Source organism: Psychrobacillus sp. OK028 (assembly GCF_900103605.1).
Lineage (GTDB): Bacteria > Bacillota > Bacilli > Bacillales_A > Planococcaceae > Psychrobacillus.
On sequence record NZ_FNHY01000004.1, the window covers coordinates 212216 to 232749 of the forward strand.

Sequence of the window (20534 nt, forward strand, 5' to 3'; positions counted from 1 at the left end):
AAGGAGTGATGACATTTGCAACATCCTAGTTATCGAGGAAGTTTTAAGCCTTTTGTTTCCCCACGGGATCCCTGCCCCCCGATTACAGTGAAGTATTTTGTGTTGCCTCCACAGATTTTCACCAATTTCCAGCAGCCTGGTCTACCTCAGTTTTCTCCAGAGGAGGCGTTAATTCATGGTTCGCTCTGGCCCCAATTTGTGGATGGATTCTTCAGAGAGGAAGGAATTTCATGAGTGTTTTTGATGAAAGAATGGCTCTGTTAAAAAAAGTACAACAAACGGATTTTGTTGTTGTGGAATGGACATTATACACGGACACACACCCCGATGATGAAGACGCCTTAGAGCAATGGAGAGTTGCGATTAAAGACGCTGCAGCTGCACGCAAACAATATGAAAATAAATTTGGACCAATATCCCTAAAATCCGCACCCTCTAGACAGGCGCTAGAAGTTGGTTGGCGTTGGAATCAAGCACCTTGGCCATGGCAATTATAGAAAGGAGAAATTAGATGTGGGTATATGAAAAAAAGTTGCTTTATCCTGTTGAGGTAACCACCTGTAATCCGATGCTCGCAAGATATATTATGGAGCAATACGGAGGTGCTGATGGTGAACTGGCAGCTGCACTTAGATATATGAACCAGCGGTACACTGTACCGGATAAAGTAATTGGACTGCTTACGGATATTTCCACTGAGGAATTCTCCCATCTAGAAATGCTCGCAACTATGATTTATAAATTAACGAAGGATGCTACTCCTGAACAATTAGAAAAAGCAGGTTTAGGTGCCCATTTTGTTAATCATGGTCATTCATTATTTTATGAGAATGCAGGAGGAGTCCCTTTTACAGCAACCTATATTCAATCTAAAGGTGATCCTATCGCCGACCTCTATGAGGATATTGCTGCTGAAGAAAAAGCACGCGCAACCTATCAGTGGTTAATCGATATATCAGATGATCCCGGTATTAACGATGCTTTACGTTTCTTAAGAGAACGAGAAAATATTCATTCGCTTCGTTTCCGTGAGGCAGTTGAAATGCTCAAGGATGAAAGAGATAGAAAGAAGATATTTTAAAATAAAACGCATGGTCATCTTGGATAAATTCCAAAAGACCATGCGTTTTAAATTACTTTTTATCTTTTTCAAATAGGACAATTAACGCTGGTAAAAGGATTCCTCGTATTAAGAATGTGTCCAAAATAATGCCGACTGCTACGATAAATCCGAAAACGAATAGCAGTTGGATTGGCTGAGTCATTAAAACGGCGAATGTTGCGGCAAGCAGGATTCCTGCCGACGAAATAACTCCACCTGTGTGTGAAACCGCAATTTGAACCGCTTCTTTAACGGAACGCTTTTCACGTTCCTCTAAATATCTTGAAATGAGAATAATATTATAATCTATTCCAAGTGCTACTAAGAATACGAATGAATACAGCGGAACTCGATTACTAATCGTATCAATATCGAAGAATATATTCGTTAAGAACATCCCTAAGCCAAGTGCTGCCAAGAAGGACAATAAAATAGTACCCATCATATAAATTGGCATTTTAATAGATTTTGTTAACGTGATCAATAAGACAAAGATTAACAGCGTTTCAAGTAATACAATAATGATCAGATCTCGGTTATTGGCAGAACGATCATCTACTTGTGATGCAGTTTCACCAGCAAAGTACAATTCTCCATCTACATCACTGGCTTTGACAATATTATCTGCATCATCAATCAGAGATTCCAAGGCATCCATTGACTCTGTAGAGTATGGACTTTCCTCGAATGTAAGTTGGAATTGTGCTGCAAATCCATCCTCTGAAATTCCTGAAGCACGAACACTGCTCACTAAGTCTTGTTGGGATAACTGATCAACTAGACTTGCTTGCATTTCTTCTGTAACTCCACTTTTGGATTCAAACAGGACAGTTGTTGGAGCTAAATCCCCTTTTTCAAATTCTTTTTCAATTACTTCATACCCTTCACGGGATGGCATGTCAGCAGGGAAAGATTTAATCGTATCGAACTCATATTTAAGATTAAATAAGTTTAACGCAGAAGCTACTAAAATAACTAATATCGATACTGCTGCAATTACTGGTTTATTAACAACAAATGTCCCAATTTTGTTCCATAATGAGTTTGCTTTTACTTCCTTCTCCCCATACTTTGGAATTCGTGGCCAGAATGACTTGCGACCGAAAAGCGTAAATAATGCTGGAATTAGCGTGACAGAAGCAAACATAATAACAAGCATCGTGGTCCCAAAAATTGGAGCAAAATTACGATAATCGCCAAATGATGCAAAGAACAGTACGAGCATTGCTGCTAAAACTGTACCCCCTGCAAAGAATACAGGAATTCCAGTCTCACGCATTGCATATTTCATAGCATCGAATTTAGATTCATAATTCTTCAGTTCTTCACGGTAACGAGAGAACACGAATAATGAATAGTCAATCGTTGCTGCAAACAATAATATAGACATGATGGATAAAGACTGACTAGCTAAATCTAATCCGGTAGCACCTAAAATTCCAAGTATTTGATTGACTACTTGATACACAACACCTGCTGCTAAAAGCGGAATTAGCGCTAATAATGGAGAACGATAAATGATAATTAAAAGTATTAATATAATCCCTACTGTCGACAATATTAATACAAGGTCAGCACGTTCAAATAAATTCGTTGTATCTACAGCAATTCCAGCTGGTCCTGTCATATAAACCGTTGAACCAGTTTCCTCAGCTACAATTTCTCTCACCTGATCGAGGCTCTCTTCTAAGTCAGACGTTTCTAGATTAGTGACAAAACTAAGGGGAATTACAGATGTTTTCTTATCTTCTGAGAAAAAACCTTCCAATGCTTGAGGTGGCAAACTATTAAATGGAATCATTTCCTTCATACCATTAATATCCGCCGCTGCTACTTTGTCTAATGCTGCTCCAAGTGTTGTAACATCAATTTCTTCTTTTGACTGAAGAACTAGTATTCCAGGCAGGCTTTCTGCATCCTTAAAATGCTCGTCAATATTTTCTTGCGCTATAATAGACTTGGCATCTTCAGGTAAGGAGGCTACACTGGAAACTTTATAATCACTTGAACCTGGTGCAACACCTGTAAGTATTACAGTGAGGGCAATCCAAACGCCTAAAGTAATCCACATACCTTTTCGAGACGTAACAAAATCTGTTATTTTCCCTAGCAACTTTTTCACTAAGATCACTTCCTACTCCATTAAGATAATGACACTTGTGTCACTTTGAATAAAAAAACATACCTGCTTTTTACATTATGTGCAAAAGTGACAGGTATGTCAATTAATCTTTTGTGAACATTCCTTCACTTAAAATTTCCTTTATTGAAGCTATCCATTGATCCTGAGGAATCCCAAAATGATTAGGAATTGCAATGGTTTGAAAAATCATCCCGAGAATTATAGCATTAGATAGATGATTTTTAATCACTTTTTCTTTCTTTCCTTGCTCGATTATAATCTGAAATTGTTTGTACATTTCAACATAATATGTTTTTAATCGTGTTTGATTAGATAGGTATGGGTTGTTAGACTTTTTAGGGATTTGATTGATAATCTCCAATATTTGATGGATCTCACTATGACTAAAAATAAAATCAATAACTAAAAATAGCTGTGTTTTAAAATCACCACTTTTGTCGAGCTCATTAAAATCTTGAAGAAATCGATTCATTTCATATACTAGAAATGCTGAAATTAGTTCATCTTTGTTCTCATAATATTTATATATACTTCCACGCGAAACTTCCATCATTGATGCTAACTTACTAAATGTAAAGGAATCATAGCCATCTCCTATTAGCAATAACTTCGTTGCTTTAAATAACTCCGGGTTAGTAAATTTACGCTCACGTGCCACTCTTCTCACCTCACTACACAAATAGTATAGTACATAAATTGAAATACTTAAACCACACTATAAATATACTGAAGTCAAGGCAATTGACAAATTTCAATAACAATAGTATCTTGAATTCAAGGGATATTTATCTCGTATTCAAGATATTTTATAAAACAAGGAGTGTTAATAATGGGTAAATTCGAAAATAAAGTAATAATCGTGACTGGTGCAGCAGGTGGAATTGGAAAAGTAACGGCTAAGAAACTAGCTGATGAAGGGGCTAAATTAGCTCTTGTAGATTTAAATTTAGAAGCTGTTCAACAAGTGATCGTGGATTTAGGCTTAGACGAAACTCGCGCTATTGCACTTCAAGCTAATGTGGCAAAGGAAGAAGAAGTTAAGGCATATGTAGATGCAACAATTTCAAAATTTGGCCAAATTTATGGATTCTTTAACAATGCAGGGATTGAAGGAATAACAAAACCAATCGAAGAGTATCCAGTAGAAACATTTGATTTGGTGTACAATGTCAACATCAAAGGAGCATTCCTAGGGTTGAAATATGTGTTACCAGTGTTGAAAAAACAAGGATTTGGTGCAGTAGTTAATACCGCAAGCGGTGCAGGGCTAATGGCTTCTCCAGGTATGGTTGGATATATTATGTCGAAACACGCGTTAATTGGTATTACCCGTGTAGCTGCTCTTGAAGCAGCACCAGCAGGTGTACGTGTAAATGCCGTTGCTCCTGGAATCATCAATACTCGCATGATGCGTCAAATTGAGGAAAATACACTTCCTGGTCAAGGTGAGGCAGCTATCAAAGCATTCGCTCAAGCCGTTCCAATGGGACGCTACGGAGAACCGGAAGAAGTTGCAAATGTCGTATCATTCTTATTATCTGAGGATGCATCATATGTCAACCAATCTATCTACACAGTTGACGGCGGTCAGTTGAATCAATAAAAAGCATCCCTTCGGGGGTGTTTTTTTATACAGTTAATTTCTTCACTTCAAACAACTAAAATACAAAGGTCATAAATAATGTTATTTAATCAAATCTTGACTATACGTTCCTAAAATAAAGATAAAAACGTGAAATCAATTGACCGATTTCACGTTTTTAAATTTTGGGTTATGTGTCAACCACATTTATTAATTGTTAGCAATTGTAGTAGCTATTCTATCGATGACGGGAATGGTACTCGATCTATTTTTTTCTGTTAAGACAGTAAATATTAGAGTCTCTCCACTTTTAGTTTTCGCATAGCCAGCAAGTGACTTTATGTTGTTTAGACTGCCGGTTTTCGCCGTTACATTTCCTTTAGCAGGAGCTGCTTTCAATCTGTTTTTTAAAGTACCCCCAACTAATCTGTCTGGAGACCCTGCAATAGGGAGACTCTTAATATAATATTTATACCAGGGCTCTGAACCTACTAAATATAATAGCTCTGATAGCTCTCTTGAAGTAACTTTGTTAGAATAGGACATTCCAGAAGCATCCTCAAATTTCCATTTAGTAACGTCCAACCCAATCGATAATGCATAGTCTTGCATGACAAGCAGCCCAGCTTTCCAGCTTCCTTCATTATGCACTACTTTTCCCATTTCCTTCGCTAATACTTCTGCATGTGTGTTATTGCTTAATTTCATAAAAGGGATCATTAAATTCTTTAAGTACATTGACTTTCTAGAAGTAAGAGCTTTTGCATTTTCCGGTGTTTTACCTCGCACTACCTTAGAACCTGGAGAAAATGTAATACCTTTTTCTGCTAATGATTTTTTAAATACGTCTAGCGCATAGGCTGTTGGATCCGTAACAGAAATCCATTCTTTTACTCCGGAAGTTCCTAAAGGAGCATTTCCACTGATAATTACTTTCTTAGTCCCTACCTTGCGGGTTATTTTCAAAGTATTTTTATATCCTTTAGGGACAGTTTTGGAGTTATTCACTACTTGTAGAACACTTGTAGCTGGTGTCAATGTAACACTTGTTGAACTTCCATTTTTACTTGGTCTTGCTGTTACAATAACCGATCCTGCGTCATAATCTTCATTAGGTGAAAGTGTTAACGCCGAAATAGGTGCTGCATAGTAATATGGCTCGTCCTCAGCTAAAATACCAGCAGAAAGTCGAACTTTATCATACCAAGTATCATCTCCGACTAAGTTTCCGTTTACCTTTTTGATACCATTTTTTGCAAGGCTCGCAGCAAAACTATCCAAATGATTTTTAAGTAATGTGGGATCTCCTTGACCTCGTAAATATAGATTCCCTTTTAATATACCTTTTTCAACTTTACCTTCCGATAAAACGGTGGTAGTGAAACGATAATTCTCACCAAGCGTTTCCAGTGCAGCCGCTCCAGTTAACAATTTCATCGTAGATGCAGGTGTTACCGCCTTGTCGGCATAATATTCATACACGACTTCTCCAGTAGAAGCCTTCCTTACTGTGACACTTGTAGACGCATTTTTCATACGGCTATCCGCCATTATGCTATTGATTTTACTTTTTAGACTACTGTATGAGGTAGCTGCTTCTACAGAATTATACTCACTGGTAGAAATAAATACAGAACTACTGATCATCACGATTGATAAGACAGAAACTAATAATTTCCTCCAACTTCTCACTTTATCCCTCCTTATTTGTCGTTTAAGTTACTGATAGTTTAACATTAAATTGTCAGATAATAAGGTCCATTTGAGATATTCACAAGAAACTGGACCATTGACCTAGTAGACATTAAACGAAGTTTTCTTTACACTAAGATTAACTACTCTGTAAAGCAAGGTAGTTAAATTTTATAATGCTACTTTGTTTTACAAGATAGTGAAAGGGAGAATTAGCATGTCAATAAGAAGTCAACTACTTAAAGGAATTCTGGATGGCTGTGTTCTCGCCGTTATCGAAAAAGAGGCCGTATATGGTTATGAATTATCCAAGAAGCTGCAAAAAGTGGGTTTAGAGGACGTTAGTGAAGGAACTATTTACCCTGTTTTATTAAGACTACAAAAAAATAAACTTATTATCGGTGAAATGAGACCTTCTGAATCTGGACCAAATCGTAAATATTATTCACTAACTTCTGTTGGTAAAGATGCTCTTGAGACAATCTCCACAGAGTGGAATCAGTTATCAGTACCTATTAATGCATTATTATCGAAGGGGGATGAAACGTTTGAAAGCGAGTGAGTTAATAGAACAAAACAATCAAAAAAGAATGTTACTGACAGAGCAAAACGAGAAATATTACACGAATTTATTACTTTATATTCGAACCAAGCTAACCTTATCAGAGCAGCAATCAGAGGAAGTTTTGATGGAAATGTTAGGTCATCTTATTGAAGGTCAACACGACGGTAAAACTGCGCAAGAAATCTTTGGTAATGATCCTAAGGGGTATGCAGATGAGATTATTAGTCATTTACCGCGTGAAAACAAACGCAAGAACTTCATATTTGTAAGTGAAATAGTTATAAACTTAGTTGGATGGTTTTTAATAATGAGAAGCATAATTATTCCAATAATAGGTAGTAAAGCGTCCGAAGAAGTTTATATCATTTCTTCCCTTCTTCTCATCCTATTGATAATGGTTTTGACAGCTTTTGGCGTAAAAATGATTTTCGGCTTAATAAGTCAAACTTCCTTTGATGAAAATGCTACTGATAAGAAGGCGATGATTAAGGCTGGTTTATATGGAGCTGGTGGATTTTCGATTATTGCGATCTTTAGTTTTTTTGTACAGGAAATCGGTCCAACCTTTACGTTACCATGGCAAGTATCTCTTGGTATAGGCTCCCTATTATTACTGATATCATGGCTTATTAAAAAGTATAGAACCTAGATATTAGAGACAGATGGAGAAATTCGTTCCCTCTCCATCTGTAAATGAATTTCAATCATTAACTTAAATTGGTGTTAATGCATTAGTTTTGTCTATATAGATAAATGCATCATATCTGCTCCCAATTTTAGATGGTACATAATTTCCATAAGCTTCGAACTCTGGATTATACACGACACCAATAGCCCGGTGCCCCACCCAATCATTAAAGAATACTCGATTCTCCTCATCAAAAAGTAAAATCTTATCAGAAGCTCCCGTACTATGTAGCATATCTTCCCATGAACCTTTTCTTGCAGGCGGAACAATCATTTTCTTAGGAATAGTCCCCCATTTGTTTGCAGCAATAACCTCTCCACTATGGGTACCAAACCCGATTGAAAACACATTTTCGGTTTTGTTCTGTTGACGTAGAATTTCCCCAACGTTTGTCATACCTTCTTCTTTCATATCCGTTGCGGATGCATCTCCAATATGGGTGTTATGTGCCCAAATTATTATTTTCGATTCTTTTCCATGATAATCCATTATTTCATTAATCGCTTCGACCATATGCTCATCACGAACATTCCATGAAAGTTCATCACTCCGTACCATAGCTCGGTAGTATTCTTCCGCGTTTTGGGCAACTAAAGCATTTATCTTTAAATTTAAATCCGCTTCCTGATCATCCTCATACTGCTTTTCATTTATGCGAAGGGAAGAAACTAGCTTGGTCACCTCATCCACACAAGCATCTGAAATATGAACGGCAGAAAAAGCATATGTTTCGGGATGACGGTTAAAAGGCTCGAAACAGGAAATTGCTTTTTTTGCAAAAGCCATGTCTGTTCCTTCTGGATTCGTTTTGCCCAAATAGCTAACCACCTCATCTAGAGATTCCCATAAACTATAGACATCAACTCCATAAAAGCCTATCTTCCTATTATCTTCTACTTGCTTATTATATTTTTCTAACCATTTAGCTAAATCAGCAATCTCTTTATTTGCCCACATCCATGTAGGCCAACGCTCGAATGCATTTAGTACACTTTGATTGTTAACCGCTGTATCGTATCCTTTTATAAATCTATTTACTCGCTGAGTGGATGGCCAGTCCCCTTCTACCGCTATTAAAGTAAACCCCTTTTCTTCTATGAGGCGCATTGTCAACTCTGCTCGTACCTTATAAAATTCGGATGTCCCATGACTTGCTTCTCCTAATAGAACAATCTTTGCATCTCCAATCGCTTTTAAAAGTGGATTCAAATCCTCGGAAGTATTAAATGGCTGCGCAAAACTTTTTATAGCTTCTGTAACAGATTTTATCGTAAACACTCCTTTTCTCTAGAAGTTTGCGTTACACTAGCACTCTTTATACTGATAAAGTATACTGCCAAAGATAAAAAAACAACTCTTATTTAATGGTAGATGTGGTATGATAGGAAAAATTAAAAAGCAATGAAGAGAAGAGTAGGTAATCGAATTTCTTGACAGAGAGCCCTTTTAGCTGCGAATGGGTAAGAATGAAGTTATCGAAACAAGCCTCTGAGCTTCACATAGGACTTGTACAGAACAAGGTATTATGTGACAGACGCTCCTGTTACCGAGCTAGAGTATAAGCATGCTTACATGCCGTACTTGAAAAGGCCACTAATGGTGACATTAGGGCAAACTAGGGTGGCACCACGACATATTTTCTCGTCCCTAAGACAGCAGTCTTGGGGGTGGGATTTTTTATTGGTCAAATTAAATATGTCGGAGGTTTTAAAATGAATTCATTCAAATGGAAATACCCTATTTTATATTTGTGTTCTGTTGGAATTGCCAATATCGGAGGATGGATATACTTATTAGCGATTAACTTAATGGTATTAGAGATAACAGGATCTGCTTTAGCCGTTGCAGTATTGTATATTATCAAGCCTATCACCCAATTATTAGTCGGACCTTGGGCTGGCAGTGTCATTGATCGAGTTTCAACTAAACATATTATGGTGTGCTTAGATGTTATTAGAGCAATATTAATCTTTATTATCCCTTTTTCTGATTCCATCCTATTCATTTATACATTAGTCTTTTTCATCCAAATGGCCGGGGCGATATTTGGGACAGCATCCTTCACTTACATGACACTTTTGCTACCTGAAAATATAAGACATCGATTTAACGCAATTCTTAGCTTTGTCCATTCGGGTGCTTTTGTAACTGGTCCACTAATTGCAGGTGTTTTGTTTATGATTGGTTCCCTTAAGGAAGCTCTATTTGTAAACGTAGTTATTTTTTTATTATGTGCTGCTCTTACACTCCTACTTCCCAATCAAATTTCTACAGATCTCTTTAATAATTCAAGATTAACCTGGTCGAACATCCGAAATGATTGGAGTTTAGTTGTACATTTTAGTAAGAAGGCTATTCCTTTTTTCCTCTTTTATATGATGTTTCAAATGGTTATGTTACTTACTGCCGCTTTAGATTCCATGGAAGTGACCTTTGCAAAGAAGGTCCTCAATCTATCCAATACTGCCTATGGTTCTCTCGTCACGCTTGCTGGGATTGGATTTTTAGTGGGTGCTATTTGTACCAATGTATTAGTAAGATTCACTCCAGCAAAACTGTTGATGAGTATTGGGACACTATTTGTTTCAATTGGTTATGTTATTTACAGTTTTTCCACAAGCTATTTGTTAGCAAGTATCGGATTTTTTGTTCTTTCATTTTTTCTATCTATTTCAAATACGGGATTTATGACATACATTCAATCCAATATTCCTACTGACATGATGGGTAGAATATCAAGCCTTTATGGGATGCTATCGAGTTTTATACAAATTATCGTTATTCTCTTCCTAGGATTTGCTTCTCATTGGCTATCTGTTAGAGAGGTAGTCATTGGAGGTGCTATTCTAATGCTTTGTGTGGCTCTCCACTTAACTTTTCTTTCAGCAAGTAAAGTTAAAAGGAAAATGGTCTAAAAGAATTGTTTTTTTCGGTCTTAACAAGATTCAATTGAATATCTTTATAAGAATTGACCTTAAAAGTTTTTTAGTGACCTCAAACCATGGTACGATTGGATAATAAAGTGAAACTTCCATGCCACTGATGGAAAATGGAACACTGGCAAATGAAACCGCACAACGTAACGCTTTTCGTCTATATTCTATGGCGGACTTTTAGGGGCAGTTGTATCACATATGCTTGGGTAAATTGGGATACGCTATATAGTGGGAAAACTGCCCGTAAATACAGGATAAACGTGAGAAGGACTAGGTGACGTTAACAAATGAAAAATAAAATTCAACATCTTACGAAAAGGCAATGGATTATATGGGGCGGTTTGCTGCTAGTTTTAGTTTTTGTCTTATTAAACAAAGATATTGTGACGTCATTATTGCGTGGAGATATAGATGAAGTCCAACTGTTTTTAGAAAGAAATATCGGCTATTCTCTTTTTTTTATGGCGCTAGTCATGCTCATACAAAATTCATTTACTATATTCCCACTTATTTTAGTAATTACAATCAATATTACGTTATTTGGATTTATTAACGGATTCTTATGGAGCTGGTTTACAGGTGTCATTGCTTCCATCATTGTGTTTTACGGTGTTCGCTATGTTTTCCAAGAAATTATTATAGATAAGTTCAATAAAGGTTTGATCGAAAAGGTTGATGCAAATGGTTTTGCTTATGTGCTTCAGGGAAGACTTTTCCCTTTTATCCCAACAAGTCTGATAAATATCTTGTCAGGGCTAAGCACAATACGAATCGTTCCCTTTACCGTAGCTACTGCAATTGGAAATTTCCTGTATTTTTTTGTTCTTGCCCTTATTCCAGCGGGGATACTGTCCTCTGAGGTTGATGAGTTCGTCATTTTTGGAATAATCTTTGTGACGATTATGATTTATTATTTAATGAAATATGTGAAGCACAAAAAGAAAGCTACGAAAAAAGTGGAAACGTTAGACTAAGCTATTGAGGTGATTATTTTTGAAGATCGCTATCATAACAGACATTCACGGAAACGAACTTGCTTTACAAGCAGTATTGAAAGAAATAGATACCCGAGATGTGCAGGAAATTTGGTGTCTTGGGGACATGATTGCTATGGGACCAGATACTAATGAGGTTCTAAATATACTATTTGCGCGTTCTGATGTTCGAATGATTACTGGTAACCACGACGAGGCAATACTATCTCTTATTTCAGGAGAAGGTCATCCTGATAGTTACAAGCATACACGTGAACACCACGAATGGATTGCTAACCAATTATCTAAGGAAAATGTGCAACGCCTTCAGCAACTACCAAGAATAGTAACAAAAGATATTAACGGCACGCGTCTATTTGGCATCCACTATCATATAGAAGCCCATATGCGTGATGCTCATATTAGAGAAGAACCCTTTTATACTATTTTAGAGCCAACACTAGAAAATTCGATTAACATGTTTGGTGATTATCCTGCTGATATTATTTGCTTTGGGCATAATCATCCAGAGCATCTTTTTCAAACAGACAACAAGATACTATTGAATCCAGGAGCCCTTGGTGTGTCTAAAGGAAATACTGCACCTTATGCAATAATAGACTTTAGTTTAGATAAACCCGAAGTTACTATACACCACGTTAAGTATGACAAAGAAACTTTCCTAGAAAAATTCGAGAAACTCCAAGTACCACAGAGAGAAATATTGTTTAAGCTTTTTTATAAAGAATAATAGTTTTCCATCAGATTCTTGACTAAAAAATGTCCCCCAAGAAATTACTTGGAGGACATTTAAGTGTTCTATTTAATAGTTATTAAACAGCTCTTTGACAATATAATAAGAATTTTTCAACCTTTCTACTGCCTCTACCTGATCCCATTTTTCCCAGGCGAAGGCTTCTAATGGTCCTAGTTTGTCTCGATCAACAGCTGGGAATGAATCAGTAACCTCCCCTTCTTCACCTACAAACAAAGCACCGATATAAATTTCTTCAACAAATTTACTAGCAGCTGCTCCGTCGCTATATATATCCCCCACGAATTCCTTTTGACTCGGATCTTTTGAACGTATTAATAACCAAGGTAGTCTTAATTCAACAACACCTTTCTCACTAACTGAATAATCTGCAAGAGAATTATAATCAGGTGAATCCGGATTACCATTCCCTTCGAGCAATTTTCCAGCCTCATAAGAACTGAAGGGGACCGTTGTTTTTTGTTGTGGTAAGTATAGTTCCTTGTTCAGGGCATACATCTCACGAGAGAATTTTCCGCTATTTTTTTTAGGCACCTCAGTAGAAGGTTTTAGCAATTTTAATGTGTGCATATAATGATACGTATAAAAATCATAATAATCGTCCACTAGTAGTCTTGATACATTTTTATCCAGATTTATTAAAATGTCCACTCCGTTAGAGAACTCACCGTATTTTTCTCCTTCTACAAAGTAGTTTCCTTGGTCCGGAACTACGTCTAAAAGGAAGATTGGATGTCCTGTCACTTTAGAGTTATAATCTAATTTAACATATAAGTATCGTTCATCATAATCTATAGATAGAGAATGCATAGCACCTAATTCTTTGTTATACAACGGCTGTGTTTCCCAATCATCAGTGTTACCATCGATCCTTACTTTATGGCGATCAAAGCTTAATAAACCAAACTGTTGCTCTCCTGTTTGAGCGTTAGACCAATAGGGACGCCTATCTGGATTATCATAGTCCATTGTATTCCATGTTCGTTTAAACCATTCATCCTGCCAAGTAAAAATAAGTCCTCCGAGAAGCTTCTCTGCCATAATATCTTCGAATATCCTAGCTAGGTAAGCTCCTTGTTCGTCCTCTGTTAAATATCCTTGGTTCAATCCAAATGTATTTTCATGCGTTAATCCTCTAGATGAAGGTAATCCAAACTCAGCAATCAAAATTGGGAGACGATGTACTTCATTGAGTTCGTTTAAATAAGCTGCATATCCATTAATTTCCCCACGATGGTCTTCATAACTTTGATAGGATTCTTCAAAATTCAGGAAATCAGGGTAATAAGGATACACATGATATGAAGCAAATTGGTTTGTTTCGTTCATTTCCTTCTTCGTATAAATCACATTAGGATCTACACTAACTAAATCTTCATTATCACTTGGTTCAGCTGGATGGTCCAAAATATCCGTAGTGACCCAGTTTGTAAAACTCATCGGTCTAAACCAATTATAAGTTTCACTTTCATACATTGTAATAATATCCATCTGCTCTGCAAGCCAGTATTCAAATGGTGCCGCATCTTTTGTTTCAAAATACTCTCCATTATAATCACCCAACTCTGAGTAGACTTCATTTGTGTTCAATACCATCTCTGGAAGCCACTCTATCCCGAGCACCCATCCAATCACATACTCGGATATATCTGATTTATATACACCGGAAGCATGGCCAGTTTCTGGCTCAACAACTCTATTTCCATGAATGGCATCAACTATTTTCTTCATTTCATTTTGAAATTGCTTTAGATTCTCTTCTTCAAAGGCATCTAATGATTCTGCCAGCATTTCTTCATTAATCCAAACTCCATGGAAAACATACAGCTTGTTTTCATGACTTTCATTATATTTCTTTAATGCGTTATAAAATCCTGGTGGATGAAGCGTATATACTCGAATAGTATTGGCATTCATCTCACCTATCTGTTCAAACCACCTATAATATTCATCCTCTGTAATTGCAGCTTCTCCAGGGAATACTCCAGGTTTTGCCATTCCAACATTAACCCCTTTAATCGTCACTGCTTTCCACTTGCCGTCTATTAACAGTTCAAAGGAGTTATTTTCAATTCTTGCATTGTACTTCATAGCCTTATTGCTTTTTGAGATTTGGTTAACTTTTTGTTCCTTCTGAAAATTCTCTAGAATAGATTGCATCATCGGGACATAAGTAGACCAATAAAAAGATTCATCTGAAAACTTCTGGACTGCTTTATAAATTTGTGAGAGTCCTTTAAACTGAAACAAGATTGGTACATTTACTACATCATTATAGTCACCAGCTAAATATATACTAGAAGAGTTTGAATGTGAATTTTCAATGACAGCTGCAAATTCACGAGGAATACCTTTTTCTTCCAAAATTTTCTTTCCATCCTCTGTTAGACTCCACTCGTATTCAGCAAGAACCGTACTGCCATTTGTCGGTAAAATGATATCAAACCAATTGTGGTAGCTCGCACTAGATGCAAGTCCAAACTTCGCTTCACCTTCCGCAGTAAACGTTAAGCTTATCCCGTCTTCTAGCATATGTTTCTCGTTTTCTAAGACAATCACTTCACCAGTAAAATCATTTACTAATAAAAATCCTGCTCCACTATATCTCCAAGTATTTTCATATGCATTAATTATGGACTGTGGAATATCTTTATTTATCTTATAATCGAGTTCAGAAAAATATTTGCCAGTCCAGCCCGCCCACTCAATACCTAGATAGCTTGTTATAGTTTCTCTTAGCCGTTCACTCGTTGGAGATGCAAATGTGTTAAATTCAGCAATTAGTAAACTCTTATCTTGTTTATCTAATCGTCTAACAATTGCCTTCCACTCTTCCTCTTGCATTCCACCCTCTAGTGGTTTGATAATTTGTTCATCTACTCCATACAAATCAGCAAGGTAAATGACTTCGTACTCTGTATAATCATCAGGAAGTTCCCGGGTAGCATAACTTTTTTCCTCATCATTTGGTAAAACACCAAAATAGCTTGTCGTTGAATTATACGAATTTCCTTCTTTATCTACATATTTCAAATAATTTAAAAACCATGTAAACCCTTTATGCTCACGATATGTTTCATCTGGCACTGTTTTATCGATAATTGCTATATTTAGCCTGTTACTTGGCTCTAGCAACCACATAGCAATAGGGATAAATAGGATGATTAATAAAAATATAACTATTAAATAGAATCGTTTCATCTAGATGGTCCCTTCGACATTCCTACTCGACTCATATTTCCCCATTCGCTTCGTCCTCGCAGGAAATACATAATTCCTTCTAATCTCCATAATAAGGTTAAAGGCTTATACCAGAAAATCTCGGTTAATGCCATAAAAATCAATCGAATTACGACTATCCTTTTAGGATAGGTATTTGTACTCCATGCCTCTAAAATGATGGATGCTACAGATAATAATGATCCATACAATACGAAGAGTAGAGACAGAATAATAGCAAACTCTAAATAAATATCTCCTAGGAAAAAGCAAACAATTACATATATGTATCCACCTAATTCTATTAAGGGTCCCAAGCATTCCACTAGCCAAAAGTAAGGAAAAGCTACAGTCCCAATAGACCCGAATTTTGGATTAAACGTAATATTTTTATGTTTCCACAAACTTTCTATTAGACCTTGATGCCATCTTCTTCTTTGCTTCCTTAATACTCCTAAGCTTTGTGGTGCTTCTGTAAAGCATACTGGATCAGGAACAAACTCAATTCTCTTCTTTAACTTCTTTTCCTTAATGAATCGTTGTAGCTTTACTACAAGCTCCATATCTTCTCCAATAGTGTGAGTAGAATATCCACCTACTTCTACTACCCATTTCTTAGAAAACACACTAAAAGCTCCTGAAATTATCAAAACTAGGTTAAGTTTACTTAGAGCAATTCTTCCAAGTAAAAATGCTCGCAAATACTCAACTATTTGCATAACTACTAGTAAGTTACTAGAATTACTTGATTCAAATACAGAGCCAAAATGGACATTTAATCCATTTGCAATTCGAATATTGCCACCTGTAGCTATTACTTCTTCATCGGATAAAATAATTGGCTTCATCACGTGTAGGAGTGCTTGCTCTTGTAGTAAAGAATCTCCATCTATCGAGCAAAAGTAAGGGTACTGTGCTATATTGATTCCCACATTTAAGGCATCCGCTTTTCCTCCATTTTCTTTTTCTACTAGTAGTAGGTTAGGATGGATTTCAGAACGGTAAACGGATAGAACTTTTTTCGTTGGTAGCTGTGCTCTTAAAATTTTTTCTATTTTTTTCATTTTAAATTGTTCTATCACTTTTTCCTGTGTTAAATCTGTAGAACCATCATTTACTACAATAATTTCTGTTAAAGGGTATCGTAAACTCAATAACGAATGAATGCTTTCCACGACACCAACTTCTTCATTAAAAGCAGGAACGATAATAGAAACTGGTTTTGTATAAATAACGTCGATATAATCCTCTTCGATCTCCGTCCTGTTTAACTTATATTTCTTTCTTAACTCAATAGATGCAAATATTAGCATGATGGAATAAGAAAAAATAACTACAATCATATAGATAAGTATGATATTACCAAAAAAAAGCATAAGAAAATTTAATATAGATAACAACATACTAGTTCCCACCATTTAGCAAAATTTCATTAGCCATTTCCATCGCATATTTATCACCTGTCGTTTTGCTAAAGTTCTTTAAGTAATCCAAGCCATCTTTATCTTTTCCGATTGTCTTTGCTGCTTGAGATCGTACCCACCAGGATTCATCCTCCAGTAAAACTCGAAAGTGTGAAGCCGTTTCGTTTAATGGTAAATTTCCTAGTAACTTTGCCATCATTAACCTCTCTTCCCAAAATGGAGATTTAACAAAATCGATATACTTTTCTAATTCTCTAACAACACCTATAGAATGAATTGCTTTTAATGTACGAATTCGTATTTCCTGATGTTCGTTTAATAATTGAGATTCTAGAAAATCAAGGTATTTCATATCACGCTTGCTGCCTAAAATATCAATAAATGCATATTGACCAGCTTTCGGTAGATCCTCTATATTCGTAATAATCCTACCTAATAATTCTTCGTCAATTGATACAAATAGTTTTTTGAATTCATACTCAGAGAAACCTGTTGAGCGGTTTAAAAGCTCATCTTCAAAATTCTCTCTATTCAAGAACGAGAAAATTTTAAGCAACTGGAAATTTTCTTCCTTCGAGGTATTTTTTCCTTTAAACTTTTGACATTCTTCCAAGCACTCAATTTCAAAATTAGCTATACGTTTCAACCCATTTATTCGAATACTCCATTTTTTACTTCGAAGAAGCGTTAAATAATGTTCTCTTAAATATTTATTTGAAAATTGATTAATCTTTTCTTTAATAGTTGGGTCAGATACATTTTTTAAATAACTGATAAAAATCTCTTCGACTCCCTGGATTTCCCTTGTCGTTTTAGGTATTAGTGATTCACTAATCTCCCCAGCACTACTAAAGTATGTATACCAATTTTCCTGTTCTGCATCTAAATAAGTAGTTTTTCCTTTATTCCTATAATTTTCTCTTAATCCATTAATAGCTACATAAATTCCAAAGCATATGAGCAATACAACCAAGACAACGATAATTCGAATTAGAAGTTCTATGGATAAATACATCATGACCATAACCTTGATAACACTCTTTTTACCTGCGCCTCGAATAACCTTAAATTAAATGGCTTAAAGAGATATTGATCTACACCATTTTCATATGCATATAGCATGTCTTCCTCTACCTTTTTTTTCGTCATCATAAATGTTATAAAACGCTTACTATTCGGCAATTTCCTTAATGCATATAGTACTTCAAATCCATTTTTCTTTGGTAGTATATCGTTCATAATGATTAAATGTGCATGACTGGATCGATACCAGTCAGATTGTAAAAATTCATAACCATCTGAGAATGTTTGGATGTCTAACTTAAACTGTTTAAGTGGTAGTTTGGTTAATGCTAACAGAAGTACTTTTTGAAATATATTATCGTCCTCTATAATACTTACACGAATCTTCTCTACTTCTTTTACTTTATATGTATTCACAAACTCTATAGTCCAAGATTCTTTTTGTTTGGAAAATAATTTTCTAGCACTGTGGAAAATCTCATCTAAAGCTGCTTGACTGTTACCAATCTCCGCTATTCCTGCTGAAAACGAAATTTCATTACACTGGAATAATATGGTTTCTTTATCTTCTCTACTATTAAATAGTCTTTGAATAAATGCTGTAGCTTCTTCCTCTCCACTTGGGGACAAGAAAATACACCATTCAGATGGAGTTGATAGCTTAATTAGAATATCTGATTCTCTAATTCTGGATTGTAGAAATTGAGTAATATCCTTCTCTACAGTCTTTTTAAATGTAGTTGGATAGTTATCTAATTGAAGAAGAATAACTGACAAAGTTGATCTTGAACGGAAAACATTTGCCTTTAATAATTGGAAAATAGCGTGCATTTTATCTTCAGTAGCTAAAAGACCTTTAGCTTCTGTGGTATCTAGAGCATTAGAATAGACCATATTCTTCCTCCCTTTTTCAATGTCATTTATATGTACAGTATACATACCCTTTTTAATTTAAGATATTCCCTTAAATTCATTTGCCGTTTATTTTTAATACAAAGGATGCTTATTTTGCTTTGAGGAAGAAATGAAATAATATTCTATATAGATTCAAATAATAAACGATGAGTAAAAATATTTACTTTGTTCTCATATAAAAAAGGATATCCATCAGGATATCCTTTCACTTAGTAATCATTTATAAAATTCTGTTGGTATAGCACCGATATTTCTACGGTGATAGAGTAAAGGCTCTTTTGCCGCATTTTGAATGTGCAGTACTTCCCCAATCATAATTGTGTGATCGCCAGCTTCCACTTTGTTAAATACTTTACATTCTAACGTTGCTAAAGCGTTTGAAAGCACCGGCAAATCCAACTCTGATTTGTTCCATTCACACTGAGCAAATCTATCCTCCACTCTACTAGCAAATAAATTACAAATATCTCCTTGATCTGCTGCTAGAATATTTACCGTAAATTTATCTACTTTCAAAAATTCCTCATAGGAATATACTCTTTTATCAATAGACCATAATATTAATAATGGATCCAACGAAACAGAGGCAAAGGAATTTACAGTCAATCCCATTGGTTTACCTGCACTATTATAAGCAGTTACTACAGTGACCCCTGTAGGATAATTTCCCATAGCAGCTTTAAAGCTGGCAACTTGATCTAATTTATTTTCCATCTAAATAACATCCATTCTTTTTTCTTTTAAGCATATCAAAACCAACCCGTTCTTTCACACATTTGGATTCATCCGTTCCTATTTGTTTAAAGTTGCTACTACCGGGTAAATATATACTAGAACACATTACTAACAAAATGGAGGAATTTACATGACAGTCAAACTAACAGTTGAAAATGCAGTTCAAGCTAAACAAGAAATTGAAAAACTTGAAACACAAGGATACGTTCGAGACAATATTCATATTTTCGCCCATTTTAAAGAAAGAGCAGACGATATCAACGATGCGCTCGACACATCCGATGTCGGTATGAAAGAGCAAGGCTTTTTACAATCATTTAAAAATATGTTTACCTCTCGCGGAGATGAACTTCGTGCTAAAATGGAAGCAGCTGGTATTTCTAAACAAGAGGCAGAAAGTGCAGAAAAAGAACTAGACCAAGGTAAATTAGTTATTATTGCACACAACTAAATAATAGAAGCACTTCCCATTCCTTTTTAGGAATGGGATTTTTTCACTACCTCATACCCGTTTATTTGAATAATTAATTGAGTTACGCAATTCTAGCTGAAAAGCCACTAGAATATGCAGTTTGTTTATAGTTAGTTAATCATCATGAATTATTTTTCAAAGGTTCAATTATATTATATGCGTTATAAGGCATTCGTTGAATTTAAAAATCCAGTAGCTTTTTTTCCAATCAGGATAGATAAATATGTTCGTTAGACTTTTACAAGGGATATGATAAATAAGACAAAAGAAATCAAGTTCCTTCTTTTTT

At 35.6% G+C, this 20534-nt stretch carries 19 protein-coding genes and 1 other annotated feature; of the genes, 10 read left to right on the forward strand and 9 right to left on the reverse strand.

Annotated elements, in window-relative coordinates:
* The first annotated feature begins 15 nt into the window (after nt 1-15).
* From BLR36_RS09230 to BLR36_RS09240, 3 genes are read left to right on the forward strand one after another with little or no spacing between them, the layout of a single operon-like run.
* Nucleotides 16-234: a spore coat associated protein CotJA gene (locus BLR36_RS09230; protein WP_093061457.1), complete on the forward strand. Its 219-nt coding sequence runs from the start codon at nt 16-18 to the stop codon at nt 232-234.
* Nucleotides 231-497 (forward strand): spore coat protein CotJB, encoded by a 267-nt coding sequence (locus BLR36_RS09235; protein ID WP_093061458.1) that lies wholly within the window; start codon nt 231-233, stop codon nt 495-497. Before BLR36_RS09230 ends, BLR36_RS09235 begins: the two co-directional genes overlap by 4 nt.
* 14 nt (nt 498-511) lie before the next feature.
* Complete coding sequence (locus BLR36_RS09240; RefSeq protein ID WP_093061459.1) at nt 512-1081, forward strand: manganese catalase family protein; 570 nt, start codon at nt 512-514, stop codon at nt 1079-1081.
* 52 nt (nt 1082-1133) lie between these two features.
* Here BLR36_RS09240 and BLR36_RS09245 read toward each other — a convergent pair whose 3' ends face one another.
* Together BLR36_RS09245 and BLR36_RS09250 are read right to left on the reverse strand one after the other, a co-directional pair.
* Nucleotides 1134-3224, reverse strand: a complete 2091-nt coding sequence (locus tag BLR36_RS09245; RefSeq protein ID WP_093061460.1) for an MMPL family transporter — start codon at nt 3222-3224, stop codon at nt 1134-1136.
* Between the two features lie 103 nt (nt 3225-3327).
* Entirely contained in the window at nt 3328-3903 is a 576-nt protein-coding gene (locus BLR36_RS09250; protein ID WP_175454026.1) for a TetR/AcrR family transcriptional regulator, read from the reverse strand.
* Between the two features lie 171 nt (nt 3904-4074).
* Here BLR36_RS09250 and BLR36_RS09255 point away from each other — a divergent pair, with 171 nt between their 5' ends.
* Entirely contained in the window at nt 4075-4848 is a 774-nt protein-coding gene (locus BLR36_RS09255) for an SDR family NAD(P)-dependent oxidoreductase (protein ID WP_093061462.1), read from the forward strand.
* A 189-nt stretch (nt 4849-5037) separates the two neighbouring features.
* Here BLR36_RS09255 and dacB read toward each other — a convergent pair whose 3' ends face one another.
* Nucleotides 5038-6519: a D-alanyl-D-alanine carboxypeptidase/D-alanyl-D-alanine endopeptidase gene (dacB, locus tag BLR36_RS09260; protein WP_093061463.1), complete on the reverse strand. Its 1482-nt coding sequence runs from the start codon at nt 6517-6519 to the stop codon at nt 5038-5040.
* Nucleotides 6520-6736: 217 nt separating this feature from the next.
* Here dacB and BLR36_RS09265 point away from each other — a divergent pair, with 217 nt between their 5' ends.
* Together BLR36_RS09265 and BLR36_RS09270 are read left to right on the forward strand one after the other, a co-directional pair.
* A complete protein-coding gene (locus BLR36_RS09265; RefSeq protein ID WP_093061464.1) occupies nt 6737-7081 on the forward strand; it encodes a PadR family transcriptional regulator in 345 nt (114 codons plus the stop codon).
* Nucleotides 7059-7733 carry a DUF1129 family protein gene (locus BLR36_RS09270; RefSeq protein WP_175454027.1) on the forward strand — a complete coding sequence of 225 codons (675 nt, stop codon included), beginning with the start codon at nt 7059-7061 and terminating at the stop codon, nt 7731-7733. The genes BLR36_RS09265 and BLR36_RS09270 overlap by 23 nt, the downstream gene beginning before the upstream one ends.
* Before the next feature lie 63 nt (nt 7734-7796).
* On the opposite strand, the gene BLR36_RS09275 is transcribed toward BLR36_RS09270, so the two are convergent.
* Nucleotides 7797-9041, reverse strand: a complete 1245-nt coding sequence (locus BLR36_RS09275) for an erythromycin esterase family protein (RefSeq protein ID WP_093061540.1) — start codon at nt 9039-9041, stop codon at nt 7797-7799.
* A 123-nt stretch (nt 9042-9164) separates the two neighbouring features.
* Nucleotides 9165-9424: a binding site (T-box leader), on the forward strand.
* A 60-nt stretch (nt 9425-9484) separates the two neighbouring features.
* Here BLR36_RS09275 and BLR36_RS09280 point away from each other — a divergent pair.
* The 3 genes from BLR36_RS09280 to BLR36_RS09290 all read left to right on the forward strand — a co-directional run bounded on the left by BLR36_RS09280 (nt 9485) and on the right by BLR36_RS09290 (nt 12433).
* Entirely contained in the window at nt 9485-10687 is a 1203-nt protein-coding gene (locus BLR36_RS09280) for an MFS transporter (protein WP_093061466.1), read from the forward strand.
* Between the two features lie 308 nt (nt 10688-10995).
* A complete protein-coding gene (locus BLR36_RS09285) occupies nt 10996-11682 on the forward strand; it encodes a TVP38/TMEM64 family protein (RefSeq protein WP_093061467.1) in 687 nt (228 codons plus the stop codon).
* A 19-nt stretch (nt 11683-11701) separates the two neighbouring features.
* Entirely contained in the window at nt 11702-12433 is a 732-nt protein-coding gene (locus BLR36_RS09290; protein WP_093061468.1) for a metallophosphoesterase family protein, read from the forward strand.
* 72 nt (nt 12434-12505) lie between these two features.
* Here the strand turns inward: BLR36_RS09290 and BLR36_RS09295 are convergent, their stop codons facing one another.
* From BLR36_RS09295 to BLR36_RS09315, 5 genes are all read right to left on the reverse strand, one after another.
* Nucleotides 12506-15658: a hypothetical protein gene (locus BLR36_RS09295; protein WP_093061469.1), complete on the reverse strand. Its 3153-nt coding sequence runs from the start codon at nt 15656-15658 to the stop codon at nt 12506-12508.
* Nucleotides 15655-17079, reverse strand: a complete 1425-nt coding sequence (locus BLR36_RS09300) for a glycosyltransferase family 2 protein (protein WP_093061470.1) — start codon at nt 17077-17079, stop codon at nt 15655-15657. Before BLR36_RS09300 ends, BLR36_RS09295 begins: the two co-directional genes overlap by 4 nt.
* A gap of 1 nt (nt 17080) precedes the next feature.
* On the reverse strand, nt 17081-18124 hold the full coding sequence (locus BLR36_RS09305; RefSeq protein WP_093061471.1) for a HEAT repeat domain-containing protein: 1044 nt from the start codon (nt 18122-18124) through the stop codon (nt 17081-17083).
* A complete protein-coding gene (locus BLR36_RS09310) occupies nt 18115-19017 on the reverse strand; it encodes a response regulator (RefSeq protein WP_175454028.1) in 903 nt (300 codons plus the stop codon). The genes BLR36_RS09305 and BLR36_RS09310 overlap by 10 nt, the downstream gene beginning before the upstream one ends.
* Nucleotides 19018-19254: 237 nt before the next feature.
* On the reverse strand, nt 19255-19752 hold the full coding sequence (locus tag BLR36_RS09315; protein ID WP_093061473.1) for a flavin reductase family protein: 498 nt from the start codon (nt 19750-19752) through the stop codon (nt 19255-19257).
* A 151-nt stretch (nt 19753-19903) separates the two neighbouring features.
* Here BLR36_RS09315 and BLR36_RS09320 point away from each other — a divergent pair, with 151 nt between their 5' ends.
* Nucleotides 19904-20224 carry a YflT domain-containing protein gene (locus tag BLR36_RS09320; protein ID WP_093061474.1) on the forward strand — a complete coding sequence of 107 codons (321 nt, stop codon included), beginning with the start codon at nt 19904-19906 and terminating at the stop codon, nt 20222-20224.
* Nucleotides 20225-20534 lie beyond the last annotated feature (310 nt).

Excerpts from the sequence above, each read along its gene's own strand:
- BLR36_RS09235 (WP_093061458.1), top strand. The coding sequence starts at position 231 with ATGAGTGTTTTTGATGAAAGAATGGCTCTGTTAAAAAAAGTACAACAA.
- BLR36_RS09240 (WP_093061459.1), top strand. The coding sequence starts at position 512 with ATGTGGGTATATGAAAAAAAGTTGCTTTATCCTGTTGAGGTAACCACC.
- BLR36_RS09255 (WP_093061462.1), top strand. The coding sequence starts at position 4,075 with ATGGGTAAATTCGAAAATAAAGTAATAATCGTGACTGGTGCAGCAGGT.
- BLR36_RS09265 (WP_093061464.1), top strand. The coding sequence starts at position 6,737 with ATGTCAATAAGAAGTCAACTACTTAAAGGAATTCTGGATGGCTGTGTT.
- BLR36_RS09270 (WP_175454027.1), top strand. The coding sequence starts at position 7,059 with ATGAAACGTTTGAAAGCGAGTGAGTTAATAGAACAAAACAATCAAAAA.
- BLR36_RS09280 (WP_093061466.1), top strand. The coding sequence starts at position 9,485 with ATGAATTCATTCAAATGGAAATACCCTATTTTATATTTGTGTTCTGTT.
- BLR36_RS09285 (WP_093061467.1), top strand. The coding sequence starts at position 10,996 with ATGAAAAATAAAATTCAACATCTTACGAAAAGGCAATGGATTATATGG.
- BLR36_RS09295 (WP_093061469.1), bottom strand. The coding sequence starts at position 15,658 with ATGAAACGATTCTATTTAATAGTTATATTTTTATTAATCATCCTATTT.
- BLR36_RS09300 (WP_093061470.1), bottom strand. The coding sequence starts at position 17,079 with ATGTTGTTATCTATATTAAATTTTCTTATGCTTTTTTTTGGTAATATC.
- BLR36_RS09305 (WP_093061471.1), bottom strand. The coding sequence starts at position 18,124 with ATGGTCATGATGTATTTATCCATAGAACTTCTAATTCGAATTATCGTT.
- BLR36_RS09310 (WP_175454028.1), bottom strand. The coding sequence starts at position 19,017 with ATGGTCTATTCTAATGCTCTAGATACCACAGAAGCTAAAGGTCTTTTA.
- BLR36_RS09315 (WP_093061473.1), bottom strand. The coding sequence starts at position 19,752 with ATGGAAAATAAATTAGATCAAGTTGCCAGCTTTAAAGCTGCTATGGGA.
- BLR36_RS09320 (WP_093061474.1), top strand. The coding sequence starts at position 19,904 with ATGACAGTCAAACTAACAGTTGAAAATGCAGTTCAAGCTAAACAAGAA.